Source organism: Deinococcus fonticola (assembly GCF_004634215.1).
In the GTDB taxonomy this organism is placed as follows: Bacteria; Deinococcota; Deinococci; order Deinococcales; family Deinococcaceae; genus Deinococcus; species Deinococcus fonticola.
Genome location: NZ_SMMH01000010.1, coordinates 40,308 through 62,989, shown reverse-complemented (window position 1 = coordinate 62,989; position 22,682 = coordinate 40,308). Strand labels below are relative to the sequence as shown.

The following is a 22,682-nucleotide window of genomic DNA, read 5'->3' as shown; positions in this document are numbered from 1 at the left end:
GGGCCACTTGAGAAAAGTAATGTAAAAGGGCCGCCTGCGCACGGGCGGCCTTTTTCAGCTTCCCAGGTTTACCCTTCGATACGAATGCGGCGGTAACGGGCCTGTACGAAGCACCACACGCCGTAACACAGGGTGCCCAGCGCCACCAGACCCAGCAAGATTTTCCCGGCGGGCTGGTAGCCCAGCCACGTGAGAACCTCGCCGCTGCCCAGCACGCTGGCACTCCGGTCACGGAAAGCGGCGACCAGCAGCGACACGCCGATGATCCCCAGAACCAGGCCGCGCGCGCTGAGGCCTACCTGCCCGATTTTCTTGAGGGTGTCGCTGAACTGCGCCCCAAGGTCGGTCAAGGCGATGCGCTTCATGAATTTCGCGCCGTAAGCGCTGTAAATCGAGTTGGCGCCCACCGCCAGCAGGGCCAGGCCCGCGATACCCAGCAGCAGTTGCCCGCCCGGCCATTCCAGAATCTGGCGCACGGTGTCCTGCTCGTTGTTGGCGTCGCGGGCCGCCGTGCCTTCCCGCGCCAGCCGCGCCGCGAACAGCGCCACGCCCATGTTGCCCAGGCCGCTCACGAGGTAACCCAGGCGTTTGACCAGGCCTTTTCCGCCGGTGCCCTGCCGCTCCGGGTCGAGCGTGGCCCGGATCAGTTGCCACAGCGCGTAGCCGATCAGGCCCAGCACCAGCAGCCACATCAGCCAGCCCCCGCCCGGCAGGTCTTGCAGGCGCAGCAGCGCCCCCTGCGCGTCGGTGGCCGCGCCCTGGCGCCCCAGAACCAGGCTCAGTGCCAGCAGGCCAATAGTGCCGTACACCACGCCCTTGCTGGCGTACCCGAAGCGTGCCAGCGCCTCCAGTTGCGGCGCGGCCCGGTGGGTGGCGGCCCGCGCCGCCCCTTCCAGCTTGGCCTCGGCCTGCTGGCCCAGGTTCTTGACTCCATTCAGGTCTGCCATTTGCCCCGCAGTGTGATGCCTGTTCCTGGGTCAGGTGATGCCCTTCACCTTGATCGGCCTTAAACGGACATTGGCTTGACCTTAAGCAAAAAAGACCAACGGCAAAAACATGGCCACTTTCAACAGATCCCCTCAACTTGCTGGGAATTCACCGAAAGCCCATTCCTCTTGCTCTCCTGATCGCTCACCCGTGCCGGGCGGCCAGCGCCGCGCCGATCACGCCCGCGTCTGTGCCGAGCTGGGCGCGGCGAATGGAGACAGGCGCGAACCCCTGCGAGTACTCGTTGGCGGCTTTCTGGATTCCCCGGAAGAAGAAGTCCCCGACGCTGGCCACGCCGCCGCCAATCACGAACACTTCGGGGTCGATGACCTTCTGCAAGTCCGCCAGGGCGACGCCGATGTGCTTCAGGGCCTGCTCCACGATGCGCCGCGCGGCCGGGTGGCCCTGCTCGGCCAGTTCAAAGGCCTCGGCGGTCGACACGTCGCGGTTCAGGGCGTAACTGGCGTCCCGCGCGATGGCGGTGCCGCTCGCCACGGCTTCGAGGGCACCGTCCAGGCCCGCGCCGCTGACCGGGCCGCCGGGCATGACCGTCACGTGCCCCAGTTCCCCGGCAATGCCGTGCCGCCCGCGCCAGATCCGGCCGTTCAGAACCAGGCCCGCGCCGATGCCGGTGCTGACGGTCACGTAAATGCTGCTCTCGGTGCCGCGCGCCGCGCCCAGGTGAGCCTCGGCCAGCGCGGCGGCCTTCGCGTCGTTCTCCAGGATGATGCGCTGCCCCAGGCGCTCGCGCAGGCCATCGACCAGCGGCACATCCGTAAAGCCGTAGATGTTCGGCGCGAACTTCACCCGCGTCCGGTCGGCGTTCAGCGGCCCCGGCACGCCCACACCCACCAGCCGGGCGTGCGGGTGCCGCTCCTGTAAGCCCTGCACCTGCGCCGCAATGACGTCCAGTACCGCTTCCCAGCCGGTCTCGGGCGTGGGTTGAAGGTGCCTTTCAATCAGTTGATCCCCGCGCAGCACCCCGCACGCAATCTTCGTGCCGCCCACGTCAACGCCGATACTGACCGGTTCCGTCATGGATGTTGTCGTCATGAAAACCTCGCCCTGCAGTGTAGGGGTTGTGAAATGCGGGTGGTGGGGAAAAGCGCGTGGTACAGAAGAATGGACGGAGGTTTGCTCGCTGCTGTGGCGTTCAGGCCAGGCTACTTTAGAACCACCCTACTCCCCGTCCGGGCCGTCCAGAATGGCGACGGCTTCCTCCAGCTGCACTTCGGGAACGTACAGGCCCACGTCGCCCAGGTAGCCGCCCGTCTCGATCTCGATGACGGGGCTGGCCATGACCCATTGAAACGGCGTGCGAACCACGCTGACCACGCCGCCTTCGCGCAGGGTGCGCCGCCAGCCTTCGGCCAGCAGGCGCGGCAGCGTGTCGATCCGCACCCAGATGTCTCCCTGATACATCACCCGGTCGTCAAAACTGGCGTCCTTCATGCGCTTTCCCCGGCCAGGAACGGCGCCATCAGGGTGCGCAGGGAAGCGGGCAGCGGCACCGGCGCGTTGTGCTCGTCCACGCCCACCCCGATCACCCGCGCGAAGGCGCACGGCACTCCGTCCGCCACGATACGCGACAGGAAACTCATCGACCTGGTGCCCAGGTGACCGATAAGCGTCTCCACCACCACCTCCTGCCCCAGCCGCAGTTCACGCACGTAATCCAGCTCCAGCCGCGCCACCACCGAACGCAGCTCGGTGTACCCGCCCTGCAGCTCGGCCAGCATCACCACCCGCGACGTTTCCAGGTACTGCACGTAAGCGGCGTTGTTCACGTGCCCCAGCGCGTCGGTGTCGCTGTAGCGCATCTGAATGGGGGTTCGGTGCGCTCTGGACCAGTCGAGCGGGGCGAACTCGTGTTGCAGGCGTTTGGGGGTGGGAGCTTCACTCATCCCTATCAGTGTAGGTGCCGTATCCTTGATCCCTGATGCGCCGCCCTTCTTTTCCCCCTGACCCCCTGGAAGAAACCCCGTCAGGCACGGTGCAGGGAGGCACGGCGCAGGGCGGTACGGTGCAGGGCAGCCAGGAAAGGACTGGACTTGCAGAGGCGACCGGAGTTGCAGAAGAAACAGCGCGCGCAGATGACCCGGTCAGCGGGGAAGCGGCCAGGCCCACCCCCGACACCGGCCACGCCCTGACCGACTGGCCCGGCGTGCGGGGCACCTGGGCGGGCCGCTGGCGCACCCTCAGCCGCCTGCCCGTGACCCTGATGATCGCCAGCGTGTTGCTGGGGCTGGGTATCGTGCAACTGACCTTTCACCTGGGGCACACCGTGTACCGCAGCTTCACCTGGCTGCAGGACACCCGCCAGACCAGCGCCCGCGTTCAGGCGCTGCAGCGCGACGTGAACATGCTGCACGACGCCGAGAAGGCCGCCAGCGATCCTGCCTACCTGGAGCAACTCGCCCGCTGCCAGGGGTTCGTGGGCCAGAAAGAACAGGTGATCGTCGCGCCGAACGCCCCCACCACGCCCAGCGAGAACTGCCAGGTCATCCGCCTTCCCTGAATTGCGGCTTCTTCTGGGGCAGCCCCCTTCACCCCCGCTGACGGGGTATCCTGAACGGGTATGTCACTGGTTGTGATGGTCACCGTCCCGCCCGAACGCGCCCATGAACTGGCCCGCACGCTGGTCAGTGAACGCCTGGCCGGAAGTGTGAACCTGTTGCCCGGCCTGCAAAGCGTGTACCGCTGGCAGGGTGACGTGGCCGAAGACCCCGAAACGCTGCTGCTCATTAAAACCACCGGCGAAGAGTACCCCGCGCTGGAAGCCCGCATCAAAGCCCTGCACCCCTACGAAGTGCCGGAAATCATCGCCATGCAATTCGACCGTGCCTCGCCGGAATTCCAGGACTGGCTGCGCGACGCCGTGCAAAAGCACTGAGGCTCATCAGCGCGAACGGGCCAACCTACACCGCTTTCGCCATCTGCCGTACCGCGCCCAGGTGGTAGGCCGCGTGGGCCAGTGCGCCCGCCACGCCGCCGGCAATATCGCTATCGGCAGGCTTGTCTTTCTGCGTGCCGACAAACGCAGTGAACTCCTGATAAGCGTGTTGCAGGCGGGCCTGAACAGCAAGCCACTCCTGCTCGTTCACCTGCTCCGGCAGGAAACTGCCCGGCCAGTCGAACGGCCCCTGCTCACCGTCCCGATCCCAGCGCACCGCCACTTCCAGGTGAAAGGCCGCGTGCCGCGCCTGTCCGGCGATGCTGGTGCCCTGAACATCCCGGCTGGCCTGCGCGGCACTCAGGCGGCTCAGCGTGGGCAAAAGCCCGTGCGCCGCGCCGCTACGCGTGTTCTCCACGAAGGAGGTTCCCTCACCCGGTCTTCCACCTTCCAGGGCTTCCCGCAGAATGTCCAGCAGGCCATCCAGGTAATGCTGCTCACCTTGTCGAGGTTCACTCATGCCCCAGCTTAAGCGCACTTCGCTCAGGGCGCGTGATTCAAATGGCGTATTGCCGCCCGCCTGCTGGAACAAGACCGCACCATCGTAGGCTTCAGCCCACACGCGCTGGGGATGGGCCGCAGATAAAGAAACTGGGCAGAATTTGAATGTCTGCCCAGTGACTGCTCTTCAGTTACTGCTCCGTGAAGGCGCCCAGGGCCCTGAAGCGTTTTGCTCGCTGCTCTTTCAGTTCGTCCGGGCCAAGGCGGCTCAGTTCGTCCAGGTGCCGGCTGACCACCGGGCCAAGGAGTTCGGCGGCCTCGTCCATATTTCTGTGGGCGCCGCCTGGGGGTTCGGGAATCATCTCCTCGACGACCTTCATGTCGAGCAGATCCGGCGCGGTGAGTTTCAGGGCCTCGGCGGCCAGCGGGGCTTTGCTGGCGTCCTTCCAGATGATGCTGGCGGCCCCCTCGGGGGAAATGACGGAGTACCAGGCGTTTTCCTGAATCAGCACGCGGTTGCCCACGCCAATGGCCAGCGCGCCGCCCGACCCGCCCTCACCGATCACGACGCACACGGCCGGCACTTTCAGGCGCACCATGCGCTGAATGCTCTCGGCGATGGCCCAGCCCTGCCCGCGTTCCTCGGCTTCCAGGCCAGGGTACGCGCCCTGCGTGTCGATCAGGGTCACGACCGGCAGGCCGAAGCGGTCGGCCAGATCCATCAGGCGAATGGCCTTGCGGTAACCTTCGGGGTTGGCACTGCCGAAACGGCGTTTCAGGCGGCTTTTGGTGTCGCGTCCCTTCTGCTGAAGCAGCAGCATGACGGGCCGCCCCTGCCAGCGGGCCGGGCCGCCGATCAGCGCCGGGTCGTCCCCGAACTTGCGGTCGCCGTGCAACTCGTGGAACTCGGTGCAGAGCCTATCCACGTAATCCAGCGCGGTGGGCCGGCCACTGGTACGGGCCAACTGCACCCGCTCCCACCGCGGCAGGCGCGGCTGGTTCTCCTGCTCTTTCTGGCGTTCCACTTCAGCCCGCAGCGGGTGAATGATGGCGTCCAGGTTCTGCCCGGTCTTGCGGGCGGTGGCTTCCAGGTCTTTCAGGCGGGCTTCCAGTTCCCGCAGGGCTTCGCTGAAGGTGCTCATAAAGCCTCCGGTTGAACTGTGAAGTGGCGGTTCAATCCGAACGAAGTGAGAAGGAGAAAAGAGCGGCCCGGGAATGGAGTGGCTGGTTTGGTGGGCTTCCGCATCAGCCGCGAAATGAACGGCCCACTCATGCGCTGGCCGCCTCGCGGCGCGTCAGGAGGCCCAGCAGGCTCGCCAGGTAGCTGCGGTGCTCGCGGCGGTCGAGCACGTCGTCCACCATGCCGTGCTCCAGCAGGAACTCGGCGCGCTGGAAGCCTTCCGGGAGGTTCTGGCGAATGGTCTGCTGAATGACCCTCGGCCCGGCGAAGCCGATCAGGGCGCCGGGTTCGGCGATGATCACGTCGGCGATGGTGGCGAAACTGGCGGTCACGCCGCCCGTCGTGGGGTCGGTCAGGATGCTGATGTACGGCAGGCCCTTTTGCGCCAGGTGTTCCAGCGCCACCGTGGTTTTGGCCATCTGCATCAGGGACAGCGCACTTTCCTGCATTCTGGCCCCGCCGCTGGCCGACACGATGATCAGCGGCGTTCCGGCCTGCGCAGCGTGCTCGGCCGCCCGCGAGATTTCCTCGCCCACCACACTGCCCATGCTGCCGCCGGAAAACGCGAAATCCATGACCGCCAGCGTCACGGGAATGCCGCCGATTTCCGCCGTTCCGGTCAGAATGGCGTCCGGGCGGCCTGTTTTCTGCTGGGCACGGCTCAGGCGCTCGGTATACGCTTCGGTATCGTTGAATTCCAGCGGGTCGGTCGGGCGAATGCGCCCCGAGCGCTGCTGGAAGGTGCCGGGGTCGACCAGCACATCCATGCGCTGCTGGGCGTTCAGGCGCAGGTGATGCCCGCATTTCGGGCACACGAAGGCGTTCGCCTCCAGTTCGCGGTTGTACAGGCCTTCTTTGCAGGCGGGGCACTGCGTCCACAAGTCCGGGGTGTCCACCTGCGTCTGCTGCTGCTGCGGGCGACGCCGCCGAAAGAAACGATCTAGGGCCATTGAACTCATCTCCTTAAGCTGCATTCTAGTCGCGCACCGCCGAAACCATTGGACACGGTGCAAGACATGGGACGCAGTTCAACGAGTCGAGTTGACCTTCAAGAGCGAAGCGCTCGAAGGCCAGAAGAGTGCCGGCAAAGTGGCGCTGCGATGGGGCTACCGCACGAACGGCACGTGGCGCGAATTACCCCAGTTTGCGTTTCAGGTAGTCGTCTATCTGGTCGAATTGCAGGTCGAGGTCGCGTTTCATGGCGTCCAGTTTCGCGGCCAGGGAGGCCACCTCGCTGGCGCTGCTGGGCAGGGCGCGGCCCGCTTCACGGCTCTGCATTTCGGTGAACTGGCGATCGAGGTGGGCCTGAAGCTGCTGGAAGCGGCTGCCTTCCTGGCTGTCCAGGCTGGTGCGCAGCGACTCCATATCGCGCAGCAGCCTGGCGGTGTCGGCCTCGGCCCGCAGTTTCGTGACGCTGGCCCAGAAGTAGAACACCAGCATGGGAATCAGCATGGCGGCCAGCAGCATCAGCCCCACCGGCAGGTTCTTGTACTCCACGAAGCCCAGGTTCAGGGTGTGCGGGTAGGTCAGGAAGTGCCGGTTCAGAATGGCCAGCAGGCCAAACAGCACCAGAAAGATGATCATGACGACCATGCGCATACGCTGAGCTTAACACCCACGCCGCGCCCTGCACTTGGCTCGGACTTTAGAAAAACGGGTGCCCCGCAAGCTGGCGGGTGTGTCCAGCCGCGTGCCCGCCGCCCCCTCGCTCCCCTGAGTCTCGCCGAACTTCTTGGCAGTCAGGGCAACTCGCGGCTCCCTGGGAGCACTACACTGGGCGGTATGACGCTGACCGGTCAGCCCGCGCCCGATTTCACCCTTCCTGCCAGCACCGGACAGGACATTACCCTCAGCAGTTACCGGGGCCACAAGAACGTGGTGCTGGTGTTTTACCCGCTGGACTTCAGCCCGGTGTGCAGCATGCAGCTTCCCGAGTACAGTGGCCGCCAGGACGACTTCACCGACGCGGACACGGTGGTGCTGGGCATCAACCGTGACAGCGCCTACACCCACAAGGCCTGGGCCGCCGAGTACGGCATCGAGTTGCCGCTGCTGGCCGACCTGAACCTGGACGTGGCGCGCAGGTACGGCGTGGCGCTGGATGAACGCGGCATCAGCGGACGCGCGGTGTTCCTGATCGACCGGGAAGGCCAGGTGCGCTATCAGCACGTGGAAACCACGCCCGGCGAATACACTGTGCGCCCCGACGACGTGCTGGAAAAAGTCAAGGCGCTGTAAGGACGCTGGAGCCAGGACGACGTTGAACGGCCTGGAGTGAATTCAGGCACTCTGCCCGGAGTCATGAAATAGATTCTGAAGCCGTCTGACGGTCTCACTGCCAGCAGGGGCCGGACACTTATTGCCCTGGCCAGGCGGTCTGCCCTCAGGATGACCGGCTTTTTCCCTCTGCCCTGGTCGCGGAAGGAACCGGGGGTGGCTGAGCAAGACCAGCGCTTTGCAGGTGTTCGTGCTCCGGGCTCGGGGTGCCGCTGAGCTGCCTGGCGGGCCACAGGTAGTACAGCTCCGTGAGCAGGAAAGCGGCGGCCCCCAGCAGAAACACGCCGCGCTGCCCGGCGAGGTGCCAGGTGAGGCCGCCCAGCAGTGGCCCGATGGCATACCCCAGCGACTCGACGGTCATGACCGTGCCCCACCCGGCGGCGCGGTGGGCTTCCGGCAGGGTGCGCCCCACCAGCCCGTTCCAGCCGGCGATGAAGGCGCCGTATCCGCTGCCGAGCAGCGGCGCGAGCAGCCACAGCTGATCCGTCACGGGCGGCGTGTCGGTGAAGGCGACCAGCCCGAAGGTCAGCGCCAGCAGGAGCAGGCCGGGCGTCAGGGCGCGGCGTGGGTGAACGCGGTCGGCCAGGCGTCCCAGCACGCCCAGGCTCAGGGCAAAAGCGCCGGCGGCCAGCAAGCCGGGGGCGATCAGGCTGCTGAGCTTCAGGTTCAGCTTGTCCAGCAGCGGGTAAAACAGCGTGACCAGCAGGCCGGGCGCCAGGGTCTGCGTGAACGCTGCCGGCAGCAGCACCCCCACGCGTTGCCAGCTGCCGAACAGGTTCGCGCCGGGGCCCACGGCCTGCACGCGCAGCTTCACCAGGCTCAGGGCCAGCCCCAGGGCCAGCGCCTGCGCGGCGAACAGCACCGTCCACGCCAGGGCCGGGTCTTTCTGCGTGAGCGGGCCGACCAGCAGCACGCCCGCCAGAATGGCCGGGGCGACACTCAGGTTGCTGAGCGCCAGGGCACGGGCCAGCCGCTCCGGGCGAGCCAGGGCGTGCGAGGCGTTCATCACGCCAGGCCACAGCGCCGCGTACAGCAGCCCCCACAGTCCACTAAGCAGCGTGGCCAGCAGCGCGGAGGGCCAGAGGTTCACCGCCCCCAGCGTCGCCCCACCCAGCAGGGTTCCCAGCAGCAGCAGGCGGCCCACGCCCCAGCGTTCGGCGACCAGGCCCAGCGGCCCCTTGGCCAGGGCGTCCATCAGGTAGTGCACCCCGACCATCAGGCCAATGACCCCGGCGTTCAGGCCCAGCCGGGGGCCGACCAGTGGCAGCACCGCCACGAAAAAGCCCGTCCTGACCAGTTCGCTGGTCAGCAGCAGCGCCAGCAGGCGCAGCATCACGCGGGCATCCGTCCACAGCACGGCCGCCAGTGTAGCCCCCACCGGTGAAGGCAGCGTCATTCCAGGCGCTGTCCATCCCCGCCGACGCGGCGCCGTATAGTTGGCAGTGCGATGTCTCCAGGCCCCGGCCACCACGCCGATTTTTCCGCCCTTCCTGCCCAGCGTCCTTTCCGTCCCCCGCGCAGCCGTTCGCTGACCAGGGTGCTGCTCGAACCCCTGATTTTGCCGCTGGTGCTGCTGTTGCTGGCGCTGGGCGTCCTGATCAGCAGTTTGCAGACCATCGCCAGCGGCAACAGGCTCGTTACCGACTCGCAGGCCCGCCTGACGCTGCTGCGGCACATGGTCACCGACCTCTCGAACATGGAGAACGGCGAGCGCGGCTTCGTGATCACCGGCCAGGCGGCCTTCCTGAAACCGTACACGCAGGGCCGTCTGGATTTTCAGGGTCACGTCGCCGAGTACCGCCCGCGCATCATCAGCGAGCGGCAACGCCGCCACCTGACGCGGCTGCTGAACGAGGTGGAATTGTGGCAACGGGAGGCCGCCGAACCGGAAATGGCGGCGCGGCGCGAGTCGCTAGAGCGGGCCGTGCAGCTCGTCAGCGGGGGGCAGGGGCTGGCCCACACCGTGCGGGCCAAGCAGGTGCTCGCGGACATGATCAGCTTCGAGAACACCCGCCTGACGGGCGCCGTGGCGGACAGCCGCGCCGCCCTGAACCGCCTGCGGCTGCTGCCGCTGGGCGTGCTGTGCGGGCTGCTGCTGCTGGCGTGGGCCGGGCGGCAGGTGCTGCGGCTGCTCGCGCGGTACGTGGGCGCCCTGACCGAGAACACCCGCCGCATCGCCTCGGGCGAGTACGGGCGCCGCATCGAGCCGCTGCGCGTTCGTGAGCTGGACGAACTGGGCGGTCAGGTGCACCAGATGGCGGCGGCGGTGGCCGAGCGCGAGCAGCAGCTTCAGGCGCAGCGCGCGGCGCTGGAACAGGTGAACCTGAACCTGCAGCAGGTCAACCAGAACCTGCAGCGCAGCAACGGTGAACTGGAGCGGTTCGCCTACGTGGCCAGCCACGACCTTCAGGAGCCGCTGCGCACCATCGGCAGCTATACCGAGCTGCTGGCCCGGCGTTACAGCGGGCAACTCGACGAGCGGGCCGACACGTATGTCGAATTCATCATGTCGGCCACGCACCGCCTGAAGAACCTGATTCAGGACCTGCTGGTGTTCTCGCGGGTGCAGCGCTCCACGCGCACGGCCACGGCGGTCGACCTGAACACATTGCTCGGTGAAGTGCGTCAGGAACTGCAAACGCGCCTGGCCGAGGTGCAGGGCGAACTGCACGTGAGGCCGCTCCCGACCGTGACCGCCAACCGCGAGCTGCTGCACCACGTGTTCCTGAACCTGCTGGGCAACGCCCTGAAATTCAGGGACGAGGCGCGTGCCCCGCTGGTCGGCGTGCGGGCCGAGCGGGGCGACGACGCCTGGGTGTTTCACGTGCAGGACAACGGCATTGGCATCGAGGAAAAGTACCACGAGCGGATTTTCGAGGCGTTCCGGCGGCTGCACCACGCCAGCCAGTACGGCGGCAGCGGGATTGGCCTGTCGGTGACGCGCAGCGCCGTGGAGCAGCACGGGGGGCGCATCTGGGTCAACAGCGCTCCGGGCGCGGGCGCGACGTTCTCGTTCACGTTGCCGGATCAGCCCACCTTGACGCCCCAGGCCGAGGACACCTGACCCCGGGAGTAAGACGACCGGTTCAGCCCAGCCGGACGTGCAGTTCCTGCGGGCCGCGCAGCACCGGGTTGGGTTTGTACGGCGGGTGCGGCTGCGTGACCTTCAGATTCGGGAAACGCCCGGCCAGCGCCGCGAATACTTCCGTAATTTCCAGGCGCGCCAGGCTGGCCCCCAGGCAGTAGTGTGGCCCAGCGGCAAAAGCCAGGTGGCGGCTGCTGCCCGGTCTGTCCCAGTCGAGGCAGGCCGGATCCGCAAAGACCTGCGGGTCGCGGTTGGCGGCGGCCAGGATCAGCTGCACGCCCTGTCCGGCTTTCAGGGTCTGGTCTCCCACCTGAAGGTCGGCCCCCAGCTGCCGCCCGTCGAACTGCACCGGGGCGACCACGCGCAGCAGTTCGTCGGCCACGCCCGGGTGACGCGGGTCATGCACCAGCGCCGCCCAGGCGCCGGGCTGGCGCGAGAGCTCCAGCAGCCCGCCGGGAATCAGGTTGCTGGTGGTTTCGTGCCCGGCCGTCAGCAGCAGCACGGCGTTCGAGAGCAGCTCGTCGCCGCTGAGCTGCTGCCCCCCGTCCTGGGCGGCGGCCAGGGCCGAGAGCAGGCCGGGTTGCGGGTGGAGGCGCAGTTCATCGGCCAGGTCACGGAAAAAAGACCGCATCTCGCGGGCGTCGGCGTCGATGCGCGCCAGCAGGGCAGGCGACTGATCCGCGCCGCCCAGCAGCTCCGCGACACTGCCGGACCAGCGCAGGAATTTCTCCTCGTCCCCGCCCTGTAAGCCCAGCATCTTCATGATCACGCGGGCCGGCAGGGGGTGCGCCAGGGCGGCCACGATCTCCACTTCTTCTGTCTCTCCCGCACTGTCACGCTTCTGGGCGTCCCGCAGCAGATCGGCCAGCAGCGAGCGCACCAGGTCGCGCTGCTCCTCCACGACCCTGGGCGTAAAGGCCTTTTGCACCAGCCCACGCAGGCGCGCGTGCGGCAGGCCGTTGTGCCACAGCATCATGTGACGCAGGAGCTGCATGCCGTCCGACACGGCGCCCTGCGGCACCCCCGCCAGCCACTGGCCGCTCAGGGCTGCCGGCGAGCGCAACACCGCGCTGTTGGCCGCGTACCCGGTGGCAAACCAGGCGTTCCACTCCGGCAGGAACAGCAGCCCGTCCCGGCTCAGGCCGCGCACGGCCTCGTAGCGCCCGTAAGGATCGGGGATGGCCGAGGGTTCCCACAGCGCGTTCACGGCACTCAGGACGTCCGGGCTGCTGGCTGCATGGACAGGCAGGGTCATGCTCCAGGGTGACAGAGGCACAACTCGACCTTCAAGCCGCCCGGTCGACTAGTCGTGCAGGGGGCAACGTGGGCCGCTGTACCCTGCGGTCATGAACGCGGTTGCCGTGAGCAGCGTCATTGCCGCCGACCCCTTCCTGGCCCTCCATGACAGCGCAAGCTGGGCCACCCTCAGCAAGGCCGACCGCGCCCAGGTCAACGCCTGGATGAGCGCCCTGGACGACTACAACAACGGCCTCACCGGCCCCGGCCACTGCCCCTGACCTCTGCCCGTAAAACCGGAAGTTCTGAAGGCAGGACATAGAAATAGAAAAAGAGGAGAGTCGGCGTTGCCACACGCCGCCTCCCTTCTTGCTGAGGTTTTACCCGCGCCGGGTCACGCCGTCGGTGGTCAGCAGCGGGCCGTACAGTTCCGGGCGGCGATCCCGGAAAAAGCCCATCCCAGCGCGAAACTTGCGGGCCTCGGCCAGGTTCAGGTCGTGCAGCAGCGGGCCTTCTTCCACAGCGCCGAATTCCGCGACCAGCTCGCCGGTAAAGTCACTGATGAAGGCGTGACCGTAGTAGGTCTGCTCCTGACCGTTCACGACCTCCGTGCCAATGCGGTTGGCCGCGCCCACATACGTGCTGTTGCTGACCGCGTGGCCCACCATGGCCCGCTGCCACATGTGGTGCGTGTTGGGCGTCTCCACCTCGGCGGGTTCCGATCCAATGGCGGTGGGGTACAGCAGGAAATCCGCGCCCAGCAGCATCATGGCCCGCGCCGTCTCGGGATACCACTGATCCCAGCAGATGCCCACGCCGATGCGGCCAAAGCGCGTGTCCCACACCTTGAAGCCCGTGTCGCCCGGATTGAAGTAATACTTTTCCTCGTAACCGGGGCCGTCGGGGATGTGGGTCTTGCGGTAATTGCCCAGCAGCGTGCCGTCGGCGTCGATGCACACCAGGCTGTTGTAGTGCGCCTGCCCGGCCTTCTCGAAGTACGACAGGGGCAGCACCACGCCCAGTTCCCTCGCCAGCTCCTGAAACTTCCCGATAAACGGGTGCCCCTCGACCTCGTGCGCCAGGTCGAAGTACTCCTCGCGCTCCACCTGACAGAAGTACAGGTTCTCGAACAGCTCTGGCAGCAAAATGACCTGCGCCCCCTGCCGTGCGGCGTCGCGCACGTGCGCCATAGCGCGGGAAACATTGTCGTCCAGGTTGTCCGTCATGTGCATCTGCACCACGGCCAGCTTCACCAGGTCAGGGGAACGGTTCATATCAGCAGGGTAACGGATGAGGGGCCGTGCAGCGGCTTAACCGAGCGATGATCGATGCCCGCTTGAATGAGCACGTCCGGGATCTTCATTCTTCTGGTCGCCCTTCTCAGATGTGCGCCGAAACCATCTAACGCCTGGTCTCCTTGACGCCCACGCCGTGCCCGTACACCAGTTGACCGCCCAGCAGCCCGCCCGCCAGCGCGAGCCCCAGACCTGCGCCGGACAGCAGCTTGCCGAGGCGGCGGTTGCCCTTTCTGCGGGCCAGCAGAGACGTGACGTTCAGAAAGAACGCCGTTTCCTCCATCAACCCGTGAACCACGCCGGTGCGGCGCGGCTGCCGCTGCAACTCTGCCCATTCCGTCCAGCCTGCAGCCAGCGTCGGCAGGGCCCCCAGGGTCGCCAGCAGCAACGCCAGGTCGGCGGCCTTTTCGGTGTCCTCGTCCCCGCCGGGCCAGGCGTCCAGGGCAGCGGCGGCGATCCACCCGCCCAGCGGCAGGTGAACCAGCGCCGGGTGGAGCGGGTGCCCCAGCCATTCACCGCGCAAAGCGTCCTGCACGGCCTGAGGCAGCAGTGCCTCGGCCTGCCTCACCAGGGGTTGCAGCTCACGGGCCAGTTGCTCGGCGGCCTCGTTGCTGGCGACGGCGTTCTCGAACTGCTGGGGAAGGGTGCTCATGCTTCCGGTGTAGCGCAGCCGTCCTGGCAGGCAGTGCCGGGTGGGGTTAAAGCCTGTTCAGAATGCGCTTCAAAAAAGCAGCCTGCCGCGCGGTATCCATGCTCTAGTGCGGCTGGGCGCGCGAAAATGGCAGTCTTTGCCATACCTTGCCTTTCCTTTTCGAGGGAGCGCCTGAACCTGATCCGTCACCGCATAGCCGGGCCAAAGCGTTTAAAAAATGGAAGAAAACCACATTTCACTCTTGCTTTCCGGCGCTCGGATCTCCTTACACTGGGGCATGACAGACCTTTTCTTCGATTTCCTGTGCCCTTACGCCTGGCGCGGGGTGGAACTGGCCGCCGCCCTGCGCGAACAGGGCGAGCCGTTCCGCCTGCGCTTCTTCTCGCTGGTGGAAGGCAACCACCCGGACAACGCCGGGAACTTGACCTGGAAACTGACCGACCAGCCCACCGACGCCGCGGGCGGCGAGGGATACCTGAAGCACCAGCGGCCCAGTTACGGCGCGTTCCTGGCCGCGCAGGCCGCCTACCGGCAGGGCGAGGAGAAAGCCTGGGCCTTCACGCTGGCCCTGTACCGCGCCCACTTCGAGCAGAAAAAGGAACTGGATCAGCCCGCTTTTGCCCAGGCGGCCCAGGAAGCCGCCCTGGACCTGAAGCAGTGGGAGCAAGACCGCCAGGACGAGGCCGGACTGCGCGCCGCCCTGCGCCGGGAATTCGACGACGCCCGTGAAATTGGGGTGTTTGGCACCCCCACCTTCGTGCTGCCCGGCGGGGAGGCCGCCTACTACCGCTTCGAGAACCTGACCCGCGACCCGGATCAGGCCCGGCAGTTCTGGACACTTTTCACGCAGGTCATGCACAGTGACGCCGGCATAGGCACCATTAAACGTGCCAGAAACCGGCCGCCGCACAAGAAGTAACGTGCTATATGTCCTCGGTGGTCTGCCCGGTACCGGAAAATCGACGCTGGCTCGCCAATTGGCGCGGCACCTGAAGGCTGTTTACCTGCGCGTCGATTCCATCGAGGCGGCCCTGTTGAACGCCACCGGAACCCCGGCCAGCATTGAGGGGTATGCGGCGGCTTACGCGGTCGCGGCCGACAATCTGAATCAGGGCCTGAACGTGGTGGTGGACAGCGTGAATCCCATCGACCTCACGCGCGAGGCCTGGGCGACCGTCGCCCTGGAAGGTGGTGTAGAACTCGTGAATATCGAAGTCATCTGCTCCGACCTGACCGAGCACCGCCGCCGTGTGGAGTTTCGCCGCGCCGACACCACCCAGCGGGAAGGGAAGTGGCAGCCCCCTGACTGGGCGCAGGTGCAGCAGAGTGCGGCAGGGTACGAGGCCTGGAAGTGCCCCCGCCTGGTGCTGGACAGCGCGCAGGGAACACCGGAAGAGAACCTCGGCGTCCTCCTGCGAATGCTCTCAGAGACTTGAGGCACGCCGCTGCCTGGCATCAACTGAATCAGCACCACGGCGGTCATCACGGCATTCAGGTCGTGGCGATGTGCTCACGGCCCAGCCTCCAAAAGCCAGCTTGCCCAACGGGAGACCCAGCCAGGCCAGCCAGCAGGCCGAGCATCAGGCAAACAGCCTCATGCCTGTAAAGACAGGACGTCCATTCCTGGTGCTGCGGGCAGGGGAACGTTTCGTCAATACGCCATCTGGTCACTGCCGCCGGGGGAAGGCAGGTGTAGGCTGGCCCATGTGACCTCTTCATCCTCTGTTCGCCTGCCCAGGGGGGCGAAAACGCGTGCGCCGCAGGTGCTGGCGTCCCTGGAAACCCTGTACCCGGACGCGGCCTGCGAACTGGAGTTCCGCACGCCCTTCGAGCTGCTGGTGGCCACCGTCCTGAGCGCCCAGGCCACGGACGTCAGCGTGAACGCCTGCACGCCCGCGCTGTTTGACGCCTACCCCGACGCGCTGGCGCTGAGCCAGGCCGAGCCGGAGGACATCGAACCGTTTATCCGGCGTATTGGGCTGTACCGCGCCAAGGCGAAGAACCTGGTGGGCCTGGCGCGGCAACTCGTGGAGCGTCACGGCGGTGAAGTGCCGAACGATTTCGCGGCGGTGGTGGCGCTGCCTGGCGCGGGCCGCAAAACTGCCAACGTGGTGCTGAGCAACGCCTACGGTTACCCTGCCATCGCGGTGGACACGCACGTGGGCCGCCTGGCCCGCCGCCTGGCGCTGAGCGTGCAGACCAATCCCGACAAGGTGGAAAGCGATCTGGAAAGCCTCTTTCCGAAAGCCAGCTGGGTCTTCACGCACCACGGCCTGATCCTGCATGGCCGCCGCGTGTGTTACGCCCGCAAACCCCACTGCGCCGCGTGCCTGATGGCCACCTTCTGCCCGAAAGTGGGGGTGGAGCATGCCGAAGCCTAGACGTTCTGCTGGCCTCTGGTTCTGCACCCTACGCTGGGGGGAACGGTGAACTGGCGGTTCTCGCGGCAAATCTGGCTGTACCTGGCGTCGGCGTTCGCGTTCGGGCTGTCGCAGGCCTTCATGATGCTTTTCCTGAACTTCTACCTGGGGGCCCTGGGGCTGGGCACGCAGTGGCAGGGCATTCTGAACGCCCTGCCGGCCATTACGCTGGCGTTGCTGAGCCTGCCGGCGGTGGCGCTGGCCCGGCGCATCAGCAACGCCAACACCCTGAAGCTGGGGGCGGTGTTCGCGCTGGTGGGCACCCTCATCATTACGCTGGCGCCGGGCGCGTCCCTGATCGTGCTGGGCGCCCTGCTTCAGGGGGCGGGGGCGGCCCTGACGGTGGTGTCGTCCACGCCTTTTATGGCGAACAACAGCAGCGAGAAAAACCGCGTGACCCTGTTCAGCCTGCAAAGCGCCCTGATGACCGGTTCGGGCTTCGTGGGGAACATGATCGGGGGGCGCATTCCCGAGTGGTACGCCGCCGTGAACCACGTGCCCGCCCAGGGGGTCGATGCCCTGCGCACCGCCCTGCTGGTCGCCACGGGCTTGCAGGTGCTGGGCCTGCTGCCGGTGCTGCTGCTGCGCCCCAGTGGGCAACCCCGGCCGGTGGGGCGCAGTTTCGCGGTCAAGGACAAGCGCACCATGGCGCGGCTGGTCTTGCCGAACGTGCTGGTGGGCCTGGGTGCCGGCGCGACCATTCCCTTCTTGAACGTGTTCATCGAGGGGAAATTTGACGTGGATTACGCCAGCCTGGGCAGCCTCTTCGCCTGGACGAGCCTGGCCACGGCGGCCACGGCGCTGCTGCAACCGCTGCTGGTCAAAAAAATGGGCCAGATTCAGGCGGTGCTGGTGGTGCAGGCCAGCAGCCTGCCGTTCCTGGCCATGCTGGGCTTCGCGCCGCAGCTGTGGATGGTCACGGCGGCCATGTTCACGCGCGGGGCGCTGATGAACGCCGCCGGCCCGGTGTACAGCGCCTACGCCATGTCCAGCCTGCCCGAGGAAGACCGCCAGATGTACTCGGCGGTCAACACCATCGCCTGGGACCTGGGCTGGGCGGCCAGTTCCATCCTGTCGGGCGTGGTGCGCGGCTGGTTGCCGTTCGGCGCGGCCTTCAACCTGCTGTTCGGGTGGACGCTGCTGATGTACCTGGGCAGTGTGGTGGCCATTTACCTGGGGTTGTACCGCCGCGCGGTGCGCCGGCCAGTGACCGCCTGACCGGCACACTGTCTTTTCGTCCGGCTTTTCATCTGGCTTTTCATGCGGGCGTGTTGACGCTGCTCGGGGGTACACTGGAAGCGATGACTGACCAGACCCCCCTTGAACGCCTGCACCGAGTTCAGGAACTCGATCTGAGCCTCGACCAGTTGCGTGCCGAGGAAAAAAATTATCCTGAAGCTTTGAGGGCCGCCCGCGCCGAGCAGGATCGCCTGAACAATGAACTGGAAGAAACCGAGATCACGCTCGAAGGCGTGGAAAAGCGCCTCAAGCAGGCCGAGTTCGACCTGACCAGCGTGCGTGACCAGATTGCCCACGCGCGTGACGAGCAGGAGAAAAATGCCTTCGATGCCCGCGCCCAGAGCCAGTACGGCAGCCGCATTCAGCAACTCGAGGAACGCCGCGAGGAAATGGAAGAAGACCTGGCCCCGCTGCGTGAACGCCAGCGTGAACTGACCGGGAAGGCGGGCGGCCTGCGCGAGCAGTACCGTGCCGGGCGTCCGGGCCTGGCGGAACTGGAGACGCAGGACGAGCAGCGCATTGCCGACCTGCGTGCCCAGGGCGAGGATTCCCGCAACGAGCGCGCCGAACTGGTGAAAAACCTGGACGCCCGCACCGTCAAGGAATACGACATGATCCGCAAGGCCAAGAAAGGCCAGGGCATCGCGGAGGTCAAGGCGGGACGCTGCGCGGCCTGTAACGTGATGCTGCCCGTGAACATTCAGCAGAAGGTGGCGCAGAACAAGCTGCCGCCCGTGAAGTGTCCCTCGTGCGGACGCTTCCTGATTAAACTGGACGCCTGAGCGCTCAACCTGGGCCTATTCCGGGGGTTGGCTGCGCTAGAATTGACCGCATACCCTGCTTTCCGCTGATCCCGGTGCCGAAGTGGCGTCGGGATCAATATGTTGTATCTGTTTTGGACTGGGTGCTAGATCTGGTGTGTCACGAGTGCTACAGTCTGCTTCAGAGATTAAGCGCGGGTAAGAATCCCGCCACTGTTTTTTGTTGTCGAGCTGCTCTCTCTGAACGGGGCGGCCGCGTTCTGCCGTCCACTTTTCGCCTTGCCGCAAGGAGTTTCCTGCCATGACCGTTACCTCCCGCACCGATAAGACCGCCCAGCACTTCGACGAGAACGCCCAGCACATCGCGGGGCGCCAGTACTTGCAGGAGGGGGACGGCAACATCAGCGGCATGTTCTGGCGCATTGCCGACTGGGTTGCCGGGGCGGAGCAGCCGGAGATGCGCCAGAGCTGGGCGCAGGAATACTACGACCTGATGGCCGAGAAGAAATTCTGCCCCGGCGGGCGCGTGCTGGCCGGCGCGGGCACGCAGCACGGCAACGTCCTCAACTGCTTCGTGCAGGGCGCCACCGACCATGAACCCAGCTCCTTCGAGGGGGTCATGGAAGTCGCCCGGAAACTGGCGCTGGTCACCAAAGTCGGCGGCGGCAACGGCGTGAACCTCGACGTGTATACCCCCCGCGCCCAGAGCAGCCGCTCGGACAGCGGCGTGCGCGGCTGGGTCTACATGAGCGCGGCGCACGCCGACGTGCAGGATTTCATTGAGGGCCTGATGCGCCCGCCCACCCAGCCCGACGGGGACAAGCAGCCTATCGCCGTGCGCAACTGGACGCGCGTGGTGTACGGCCACGCCATGGCCCCCGAACTGGTCGCCCGTGCCCGCGCCCACGGCGTTTCCGTCGTCCGCACCCTGCCTGAAGGCGTTCATGCCGTTCCCGACGATATGGGCGGCATCATCGACGCGGCCCGCAGCGTGGCCGAAACCGCCAAACTGGGCCTGGAACCCCGCATCGACCTTTCCGACATGCGCGCGGAAGGGGCGCCCATCAAGGGTTCGGGCGGCACGTCCAGCGGCCCCGTCAGCTTCCTGCTGGAAATCTTCGACAACTTTCTGGAATGGGCCAACCGGGGCGGCGAGCACAGCGGCCCCATCAACACCCTGCGCTACGTATACGCGCCCGTGCTGCGTGTGGTCAGGCAGGGCGGTACCAGGCGCGGCGCTGGGATGGCGACCATTTCCATCGAGCACCCCGACGTGCTGGACTTCCTGACCGCCAAAGACCTCGACCGCGAAGCCTCCGAGGGCGACATTTCCACCTTCAACATCAGCATTCTGGTGGGCACCGCCTTCTGGGAAACCCTCCAGGCCGGCGGCGTGTGGCCCATCCAGGCGCAGGACGTGCCCGGCAAGTACTACCTGGCCGAACAGAAGGGCCAGTTCAAGGGCCAGCTCCCGACCCTGCCCGAACGCGCCGAAGACGGCGCACGTGGCGTTCCGGTGTACACCAGCAAAGACGGCCGGAAAGGCATTCCCGCCGGGTGGCTGTGGGACGAGATTGCCCAGCACGCCTGGAGCACCGGCGAACCTGGACTGATCTTCAATGACCGCGTCAATGAATACAGCGCCCTGAAGAATCTGGGGAAACGCTATGAAATCCGCAGCACGAATCCATGTGGTGAAATTCCGCTCACGGTTGGAGAACCGTGCGACCTGGGCGCCATCAACCTCGCCGCGTACGTCAAAGGCAGCGACTTCGATTATCCGACGTTCCGCAAGGATGTCAGAACCTGCGTTCGTTTCCTGGATGACGTGCTGGACGTGAATGTGTTTGCGCTGGACGACAACCGCGTGGCCAGTCAGGACTTGCGCCGCCTGGGCCTGGGCGTCATGGGGCTGGCGGACGCCCTGATCAAAATGGGCCTGCGCTACGACAACGAGGCCGGGCGGCAGGCCATTTACGACATCATGAGCGCCCTGCGCGAGGAAGCCGTGGCCGAAAGCGAGCGCCTGGGCGCAGAGCGCGGCATCTACGCCGTGTATGAACGCTACGCGGATAAGATTCCGCACGCGCCGCGCCGCAACGTGGCCGTGCTGACCGTCGCGCCCACCGGCACGACCAGCATGCTGATGGGCGTTTCCAGCGGCATCGAACCCGTCTTTTCGCCCTTCATCTGGCGCAAGATTGGCAGTGAGTACCGCGCCCTGCTGGCCCCGCTGTTCGTGGAACTGCTCGAAACCTACCCCGCCCCGCAGGGCATGAGCACAGCGCAGCCAGATGGGCAGGGCGGCTGGGACTGGGACAAGGTCACCGAGGCCGTCAGCGAGAACCACGGCAGCGTGGTCGGCCTGACCTTCATTCCCGAGGCATTGCAGCGCGTCTTCGTGTGCGCCCACGACATCAGCCCCGTCGATCACGTTCGTATGCAGGGCACCGTGCAACGTGCCTTCGACGATGGCGGGCAGCACGCCGCCAACAGCCTGTCCAAGACCATCAACCTGCCCAACAGCGCCACCGTGCAGGACGTGCAGGACGCCTACAGCGAGGCGTACAAGACCGGCTGCAAGGGCATCACCGTGTACCGCGACGGCAGCCGCCAGTTCCAGGTGCTGAGCACCAGCAAGAAGAAAGCCAAGAAAGAAGAACCCCAGGTGGACGCCGCCGCGGAAGTCATGGGGGAAAGCACCGAAGGTCAGGGGCAGGCCGCCGCAGGCACCACCCCCGCTCCCACCCTGCCCACCGCCCAGCAGCCACAGGCCACCACCCCCGCCAGACCCCACTACGAGCGCCCCACGCGCCTTCAGGGCATCACGGACATGGTGAAACTGACCGACCCGACCAGCGGCCACCGCCGCAGCTTCCTGGTCACGGTCAACCACCTGAACCAGAAACCCGTGGAAGTCATGGTCATTTCGGGCCGTGCCGGAGACGAGGCCAACGCCGACAGCGAAGCGCTGGGCCGCGTGGTCAGTATTGCCCTCCAGTACGGCGTGCCTGCCCGCGCCATCATCAAAACCCTGCGCGGCATCAACGGCGGGCTGTACGGCAGCTACAACGGCCGCCTGGTGGGCAGCAAAGCCGACCTGATCGCCGTGGCTCTCGACACCTTCCAGAAGGACATGGAAGCGGCCCAGCTTCCGCCCCTCGCCGGCGGCAGCATCGACACGCCCGCCCCCACCAGCACCACCACGCACGGCGTCAGCACCGACGGCATGCAACGCGAACGCTGCCCCGTCTGCGAAGAAAAAGCCGTGATCCGCGAAGAAGGCTGCCTCAAGTGCCAGGCGTGCGGCTACAGCAAATGCGGATAAAGATAAATCGGGCAGCGCTTTGAAGCCAACGCCGGAATTTAACTGCAACTCGTCGGAAAGTACCTACATAATTCCTCCCGAAGTAGCTCAACACCTCGGCTTTTATGTGTACCTGTACATTGATCCGCGTAACAACAAAGTGTTCTACGTTGGGAAAGGTCAGGGGGGCAGGGTGCTTGCTCACCTATCGCAGACCGGTGAAACGCGGAAGGTACGCATCCTAAAAGAGCTACGCGATGATGGACTTCAACCAAGAATAGAAGTACTTGTGCATGGTCTACCTGACGAAGTCACAGCCTTCCGTATTGAGGCGGCGGTCATTGACTTACTGGGACTGGATAACCTGTCAAATCTCGTCAGGGGTTGGCAAAGCGTAAAATCTGGGCGCAAAACCCTCTCAGAGTTGATTGCTTACTACGCTGCGCCCCCTGCAATCATTTCAGATTCAGTCATGCTGATTCGCATCAATCAGAATTACCGCCACGGCATGAGTGCTGAGGAACTTTATGAGGTGACTAGGGGGATTTGGAAAATTGCAGAATGGCGACGTGCATCTGTCAAATACGCCCTTGCCGTTTTTGAAAGTGTAGTTCGCGAGGTTTACGAAATAGAAAGCTGGCATAAAGCGCAATCAACACCGTATACCACGCGCTCCTTCCCTCCGGATAGCGGGATCGGGCGCTGGGAATTTGTTGGTCACGTCGCTCCGGCAGAAATCCGTGACCGATATTTGAATCACTCAGTTAGCGCGTATTTTACAAAAGGTGCTCAAAATCCAATTGCTTTTCCTGTTACGAAAAAGCCCGTGATTGAGCATGAGTGAATTCG

At 65.8% G+C, this 22,682-nt stretch carries 24 protein-coding genes; 12 read left to right on the top strand and 12 right to left on the bottom strand.

The window, feature by feature from the left end:
- Positions 1 to 68 precede the first annotated feature (68 nt).
- From E5Z01_RS07700 to E5Z01_RS07685, 4 genes are all read right to left on the bottom strand, one after another.
- Positions 69 to 947: a DUF1206 domain-containing protein gene (locus E5Z01_RS07700; RefSeq protein WP_135228836.1), complete on the bottom strand. Its 879-nt coding sequence runs from the start codon at positions 945 to 947 to the stop codon at positions 69 to 71.
- Between the two features lie 184 nt (positions 948 to 1,131).
- The gene (locus E5Z01_RS07695; protein WP_119764439.1) at positions 1,132 to 2,040 is read right to left on the bottom strand and encodes an ROK family protein; all 909 of its coding nucleotides are present in this window, start codon (positions 2,038 to 2,040) and stop codon (positions 1,132 to 1,134) included.
- Positions 2,041 to 2,166: 126 nt separating this feature from the next.
- On the bottom strand, positions 2,167 to 2,439 hold the full coding sequence (locus E5Z01_RS07690) for a hypothetical protein (protein ID WP_135228835.1): 273 nt from the start codon (positions 2,437 to 2,439) through the stop codon (positions 2,167 to 2,169).
- On the bottom strand, positions 2,436 to 2,891 hold the full coding sequence (locus tag E5Z01_RS07685) for an acyl-CoA thioesterase (protein ID WP_119764443.1): 456 nt from the start codon (positions 2,889 to 2,891) through the stop codon (positions 2,436 to 2,438). Before E5Z01_RS07685 ends, E5Z01_RS07690 begins: the two co-directional genes overlap by 4 nt.
- Before the next feature lie 35 nt (positions 2,892 to 2,926).
- On the opposite strand from E5Z01_RS07685, the gene E5Z01_RS19935 reads away from it, so the two are divergent.
- A complete protein-coding gene (locus E5Z01_RS19935) occupies positions 2,927 to 3,505 on the top strand; it encodes a hypothetical protein (RefSeq protein ID WP_240738233.1) in 579 nt (192 codons plus the stop codon).
- 60 nt (positions 3,506 to 3,565) lie between these two features.
- Positions 3,566 to 3,880, top strand: a complete 315-nt coding sequence (gene cutA, locus E5Z01_RS07675) for a divalent-cation tolerance protein CutA (RefSeq protein ID WP_135228834.1) — start codon at positions 3,566 to 3,568, stop codon at positions 3,878 to 3,880.
- A gap of 25 nt (positions 3,881 to 3,905) precedes the next feature.
- Here the strand turns inward: cutA and E5Z01_RS07670 are convergent, their stop codons facing one another.
- The 4 genes from E5Z01_RS07670 to E5Z01_RS07655 all read right to left on the bottom strand — a co-directional run bounded on the left by E5Z01_RS07670 (position 3,906) and on the right by E5Z01_RS07655 (position 7,160).
- Positions 3,906 to 4,400 (bottom strand): DinB family protein, encoded by a 495-nt coding sequence (locus E5Z01_RS07670; protein WP_135228833.1) that lies wholly within the window; start codon positions 4,398 to 4,400, stop codon positions 3,906 to 3,908.
- Positions 4,401 to 4,572: 172 nt separating this feature from the next.
- Complete coding sequence (locus tag E5Z01_RS07665; RefSeq protein WP_135228832.1) at positions 4,573 to 5,523, bottom strand: acetyl-CoA carboxylase carboxyltransferase subunit alpha; 951 nt, start codon at positions 5,521 to 5,523, stop codon at positions 4,573 to 4,575.
- Positions 5,524 to 5,650: 127 nt separating this feature from the next.
- Entirely contained in the window at positions 5,651 to 6,511 is an 861-nt protein-coding gene (gene accD / locus E5Z01_RS07660) for an acetyl-CoA carboxylase, carboxyltransferase subunit beta (protein ID WP_135228831.1), read from the bottom strand.
- 184 nt (positions 6,512 to 6,695) lie between these two features.
- Positions 6,696 to 7,160 (bottom strand): LapA family protein, encoded by a 465-nt coding sequence (locus tag E5Z01_RS07655; protein ID WP_119764453.1) that lies wholly within the window; start codon positions 7,158 to 7,160, stop codon positions 6,696 to 6,698.
- A gap of 183 nt (positions 7,161 to 7,343) precedes the next feature.
- Here E5Z01_RS07655 and E5Z01_RS07650 point away from each other — a divergent pair, with 183 nt between their 5' ends.
- Positions 7,344 to 7,799: a peroxiredoxin gene (locus E5Z01_RS07650; protein ID WP_135228830.1), complete on the top strand. Its 456-nt coding sequence runs from the start codon at positions 7,344 to 7,346 to the stop codon at positions 7,797 to 7,799.
- A gap of 145 nt (positions 7,800 to 7,944) precedes the next feature.
- Here E5Z01_RS07650 and E5Z01_RS07645 read toward each other — a convergent pair whose 3' ends face one another.
- Positions 7,945 to 9,195, bottom strand: coding sequence for an MFS transporter (locus E5Z01_RS07645; RefSeq protein WP_135228829.1), 1,251 nt, complete (start codon positions 9,193 to 9,195; stop codon positions 7,945 to 7,947).
- A 90-nt stretch (positions 9,196 to 9,285) separates the two neighbouring features.
- On the opposite strand from E5Z01_RS07645, the gene E5Z01_RS07640 reads away from it, so the two are divergent.
- Positions 9,286 to 10,902: a sensor histidine kinase gene (locus E5Z01_RS07640; RefSeq protein WP_135228828.1), complete on the top strand. Its 1,617-nt coding sequence runs from the start codon at positions 9,286 to 9,288 to the stop codon at positions 10,900 to 10,902.
- Between the two features lie 22 nt (positions 10,903 to 10,924).
- On the opposite strand, the gene E5Z01_RS07635 is transcribed toward E5Z01_RS07640, so the two are convergent.
- Positions 10,925 to 12,178 (bottom strand): cytochrome P450, encoded by a 1,254-nt coding sequence (locus E5Z01_RS07635; protein WP_135228827.1) that lies wholly within the window; start codon positions 12,176 to 12,178, stop codon positions 10,925 to 10,927.
- A gap of 91 nt (positions 12,179 to 12,269) precedes the next feature.
- Between E5Z01_RS07635 and E5Z01_RS19455 the strand changes: the two genes are divergently transcribed.
- On the top strand, positions 12,270 to 12,440 hold the full coding sequence (locus E5Z01_RS19455; RefSeq protein ID WP_167757823.1) for a hypothetical protein: 171 nt from the start codon (positions 12,270 to 12,272) through the stop codon (positions 12,438 to 12,440).
- 99 nt (positions 12,441 to 12,539) lie between these two features.
- Here the strand turns inward: E5Z01_RS19455 and aguB are convergent, their stop codons facing one another.
- Both aguB and E5Z01_RS07625 read right to left on the bottom strand, forming a co-directional pair.
- Entirely contained in the window at positions 12,540 to 13,433 is an 894-nt protein-coding gene (gene aguB, locus E5Z01_RS07630; protein ID WP_135228826.1) for an N-carbamoylputrescine amidase, read from the bottom strand.
- Between the two features lie 127 nt (positions 13,434 to 13,560).
- Positions 13,561 to 14,106 carry a DUF2231 domain-containing protein gene (locus tag E5Z01_RS07625; RefSeq protein WP_135228825.1) on the bottom strand — a complete coding sequence of 182 codons (546 nt, stop codon included), beginning with the start codon at positions 14,104 to 14,106 and terminating at the stop codon, positions 13,561 to 13,563.
- A 277-nt stretch (positions 14,107 to 14,383) separates the two neighbouring features.
- On the opposite strand from E5Z01_RS07625, the gene E5Z01_RS07620 reads away from it, so the two are divergent.
- From E5Z01_RS07620 to E5Z01_RS07590, 7 genes are all read left to right on the top strand, one after another.
- Positions 14,384 to 15,025, top strand: coding sequence for a DsbA family oxidoreductase (locus tag E5Z01_RS07620; protein WP_135228824.1), 642 nt, complete (start codon positions 14,384 to 14,386; stop codon positions 15,023 to 15,025).
- Position 15,026: 1 nt separating this feature from the next.
- The gene (locus E5Z01_RS07615; protein ID WP_135228823.1) at positions 15,027 to 15,542 is read left to right on the top strand and encodes a P-loop nucleotide/nucleoside kinase family protein; all 516 of its coding nucleotides are present in this window, start codon (positions 15,027 to 15,029) and stop codon (positions 15,540 to 15,542) included.
- Between the two features lie 270 nt (positions 15,543 to 15,812).
- Complete coding sequence (nth, locus tag E5Z01_RS07610; RefSeq protein WP_135228822.1) at positions 15,813 to 16,487, top strand: endonuclease III; 675 nt, start codon at positions 15,813 to 15,815, stop codon at positions 16,485 to 16,487.
- Between the two features lie 45 nt (positions 16,488 to 16,532).
- Positions 16,533 to 17,744, top strand: a complete 1,212-nt coding sequence (locus E5Z01_RS07605; protein ID WP_135228821.1) for an MFS transporter — start codon at positions 16,533 to 16,535, stop codon at positions 17,742 to 17,744.
- A gap of 83 nt (positions 17,745 to 17,827) precedes the next feature.
- A complete protein-coding gene (locus tag E5Z01_RS07600) occupies positions 17,828 to 18,547 on the top strand; it encodes a zinc ribbon domain-containing protein (protein ID WP_135228820.1) in 720 nt (239 codons plus the stop codon).
- A 280-nt stretch (positions 18,548 to 18,827) separates the two neighbouring features.
- Positions 18,828 to 21,854, top strand: a complete 3,027-nt coding sequence (locus tag E5Z01_RS07595; RefSeq protein WP_135228819.1) for an adenosylcobalamin-dependent ribonucleoside-diphosphate reductase — start codon at positions 18,828 to 18,830, stop codon at positions 21,852 to 21,854.
- Positions 21,855 to 21,873: 19 nt separating this feature from the next.
- The gene (locus tag E5Z01_RS07590) at positions 21,874 to 22,677 is read left to right on the top strand and encodes an LEM-3-like GIY-YIG domain-containing protein (protein WP_240738232.1); all 804 of its coding nucleotides are present in this window, start codon (positions 21,874 to 21,876) and stop codon (positions 22,675 to 22,677) included.
- Positions 22,678 to 22,682 lie beyond the last annotated feature (5 nt).

Coding starts and splice junctions, on each gene's coding strand:
- E5Z01_RS07655 (WP_119764453.1), bottom strand. CDS start 7,160: ATGCGCATGGTCGTCATGATCATCTTTCTGGTGCTGTTTGGCCTGCTG.
- E5Z01_RS07595 (WP_135228819.1), top strand. CDS start 18,828: ATGACCGTTACCTCCCGCACCGATAAGACCGCCCAGCACTTCGACGAG.
- E5Z01_RS07695 (WP_119764439.1), bottom strand. CDS start 2,040: ATGACGACAACATCCATGACGGAACCGGTCAGTATCGGCGTTGACGTG.
- E5Z01_RS07665 (WP_135228832.1), bottom strand. CDS start 5,523: ATGAGCACCTTCAGCGAAGCCCTGCGGGAACTGGAAGCCCGCCTGAAA.
- accD (WP_135228831.1), bottom strand. CDS start 6,511: ATGGCCCTAGATCGTTTCTTTCGGCGGCGTCGCCCGCAGCAGCAGCAG.
- E5Z01_RS07670 (WP_135228833.1), bottom strand. CDS start 4,400: ATGAGTGAACCTCGACAAGGTGAGCAGCATTACCTGGATGGCCTGCTG.
- E5Z01_RS19935 (WP_240738233.1), top strand. CDS start 2,927: ATGCGCCGCCCTTCTTTTCCCCCTGACCCCCTGGAAGAAACCCCGTCA.
- E5Z01_RS07600 (WP_135228820.1), top strand. CDS start 17,828: ATGACTGACCAGACCCCCCTTGAACGCCTGCACCGAGTTCAGGAACTC.
- E5Z01_RS07690 (WP_135228835.1), bottom strand. CDS start 2,439: ATGAAGGACGCCAGTTTTGACGACCGGGTGATGTATCAGGGAGACATC.
- cutA (WP_135228834.1), top strand. CDS start 3,566: ATGTCACTGGTTGTGATGGTCACCGTCCCGCCCGAACGCGCCCATGAA.
- E5Z01_RS07685 (WP_119764443.1), bottom strand. CDS start 2,891: ATGAGTGAAGCTCCCACCCCCAAACGCCTGCAACACGAGTTCGCCCCG.
- E5Z01_RS07640 (WP_135228828.1), top strand. CDS start 9,286: ATGTCTCCAGGCCCCGGCCACCACGCCGATTTTTCCGCCCTTCCTGCC.
- E5Z01_RS07635 (WP_135228827.1), bottom strand. CDS start 12,178: ATGACCCTGCCTGTCCATGCAGCCAGCAGCCCGGACGTCCTGAGTGCC.
- E5Z01_RS07700 (WP_135228836.1), bottom strand. CDS start 947: ATGGCAGACCTGAATGGAGTCAAGAACCTGGGCCAGCAGGCCGAGGCC.
- E5Z01_RS07650 (WP_135228830.1), top strand. CDS start 7,344: ATGACGCTGACCGGTCAGCCCGCGCCCGATTTCACCCTTCCTGCCAGC.
- E5Z01_RS07620 (WP_135228824.1), top strand. CDS start 14,384: ATGACAGACCTTTTCTTCGATTTCCTGTGCCCTTACGCCTGGCGCGGG.
- E5Z01_RS07625 (WP_135228825.1), bottom strand. CDS start 14,106: ATGAGCACCCTTCCCCAGCAGTTCGAGAACGCCGTCGCCAGCAACGAG.
- E5Z01_RS19455 (WP_167757823.1), top strand. CDS start 12,270: ATGAACGCGGTTGCCGTGAGCAGCGTCATTGCCGCCGACCCCTTCCTG.
- aguB (WP_135228826.1), bottom strand. CDS start 13,433: ATGAACCGTTCCCCTGACCTGGTGAAGCTGGCCGTGGTGCAGATGCAC.